Source organism: Mycobacterium sp., from assembly GCF_035603715.1.
Taxonomy (GTDB): Bacteria; Actinomycetota; Actinomycetes; order Mycobacteriales; family Mycobacteriaceae; genus Mycobacterium.
In genome coordinates this window covers 1-2,253 of the sequence record NZ_DATNJW010000671.1, presented here as the reverse complement: position 1 = coordinate 2,253, position 2,253 = coordinate 1, and the positions used below count along the sequence as shown (strand labels likewise).

General features: G+C 68.4%; 1 protein-coding gene. It reads right to left on the bottom strand.

Going from position 1 to position 2,253, the window contains the following annotated elements; all coding sequences use genetic code 11:
• Positions 1-2,253 (bottom strand): arabinosyltransferase domain-containing protein (locus tag VN856_RS27015; protein WP_325695035.1); only part of this gene is annotated, 2,253 nt, incomplete at both ends.

The window sequence follows — 2,253 nt, the reverse complement described above, 5'->3', positions numbered from 1 at the left end:
CTGACTTTTGTCGGGCAGCCGGTACCAGGCCGACCGCAACCGGGCGGGTATTTGGACGCCGGATCGCCAGCTGCCCAATACCGCAGTTTTGGCCGGATCGAGGCCGAAGGGCAGCCGCGCGCGCGATCCGTTGACGCCCGGAGCTGCGGTGGTGCCGCCCTCGGTGCCCGCTTCGCTGTTGACGGTCCCGTCGTCGCTGACGAAGCTGCGGTCACCGGGACGTTCCATCACCGGGTCGGCGGACACCGTGGACGGGATGCCGTTGGGGTCGAAGCCCTCGGAAAAGCCGTCGGCCAGCGCGTCGTTCACCGGCGCCGAGACCGGCGAGAGCATGCCGGCGTTCGGATCCTGTTCGACGAGAACGTCGGTGGCCAGCCCGCAGGTCTTGCCGGTCAGTGCCTGGAGGTTGGAGCGGCCCACCGACCAGGCCGGGTATTGGTCGGTCATGCCGAGTGTCAGCGACAGCACCTGGAAGAAGACCAGCGCCCACGCGGCGATCCCCAACGGAGACCGGATGATTCGGCCCAACCGCGACTCGGTGGGCGGCTCGGCGTCGCTGCCGCTTTTGACGAAGTGGAACCAGGCGGCCAGCAGCGCGACCAGTAGGGTCAGCGCCAGGAAGCCGGTGGTGAAACCGAAGTGCCACTGCGGGAACGCATTCGACCACGGCACGCCGAAGTTTGAGACGTACCACCAGCCGTTCACACTCGCGAATGACAGCGCCACGACGAACAGCACCACCGCGGCGAACAGCGTCCGGTTACGCCGCGATCGCATCGCATGCGCGGTCACCGCGACGGCGGCCAGCGCCCCCAGCGAACCAGCCAACCCGGCGAACACCCCGAAGTGGTGTGTCCACTTGGTCGGCGTGAACATCATCGCGATGAACGAGATGATCGTGATGCCGATGATCCGACGGCTCGGCCCGGCCGCGGTACCCGGAATTCGCCCCTTGCGCAACGACATTGCCACCGACACCGCGAGCGCGACCAGCAACGCCAACAGGGCGAAACGGCGGGCGATCGACCCGTCGGGGCTGGCCATGAACAACCGCTCGTAGCGGATGTGCTCGTCGAACCAGCTCAGGCTCGGTCCGAGGGCACGCTTGAGCGCCGTCGCCTCCAACTCGCCGGCCAGGGTCTGGTCGCGGAAGATCAGGATCACGTTGACGGTGACCGCGGCCACGATGGGCGCCACCAGCGGCAGCACACCGAACTGTCGCGACCGTCGGTGAATGATGGTGCGCAGCGGGCCGATAGCCACCAGCAGCGCACCGATCGACGCGATACCGGTCGGCCCGGAGAACAGCGTCAGCGCACCGATGATGCAGGCCACCGCGACCGGCAGCAGCCGGCTGGTGGCCACTGCGCGCTCCACCGAACACCAAGTCAACAGGATGCCCACCGCGATGATCGGCTCCGGCCGCAGACCGTTGTCCAGCGGCAGCCAGACCGCCAGGAACGTGCCCGCCGCCGTCCACGCCGCGGCCCGGCTGGTCTTGACGGCATGCCCCAGCCGCGGGATGACTTCCCGGCTGATCACCCACCAGCAGGACAGGGCCATCAGCAGGGTCGGCAACCGCATCCAGATGCTCGCGGTGGTGACATGAGCCCACAGCGCCAGCAGGTCGTAGTACCAGCCGAACGGCGCCTCGGGAGTGCCCAGCCAGCGGTAGTAGTTGGCCATATAGCCGGCGTGCTCCGACACCCGGGCCATGGTCAGGATGTAGCCGTCGTCGGCGGTGTTGGCGCCGACGAACTGCCACCACACCAGCACCAGCGTGACCAGGCCGTCGAGTCCGCTGATCGACCACCAGCGCGGCGGCAGGAAGCGGCGGTGCCGGGTGCCGTCGGCGGTATCCAGAATGTGCAGCGCGATCAGCGCGGCGATGGTCAGCGCCACCCCAAGCACCATCGCGGCCATCTTCAGCGGCGTCGGCGAGCTGCTGTAGCGGGTGTCGATGGTGGCGGAGAACGTCAGGCCCGGCGGGGCCGGCCCACTCAGATCGGTGAAGACGCCGACGATCTGCGGACGGAAGTCGTAGCCGCTGCGCTCACCCCGCAACGCGGCGCCGGGATGCTCGGTGTTAGGGCCTTGGGTGAGCCCGACGAATTCCCCGACCACCCGGTCGGCGTGCGCGGTGAAGACGAGCTTTTGGCACGCGTCGCTGAGCACCTGGCTCATCGGCGCGACGACCAGCGGGACGTTGCGCACCACGAGCACCAGGTCGTCGTTGGCACGCTCGATCAGCAG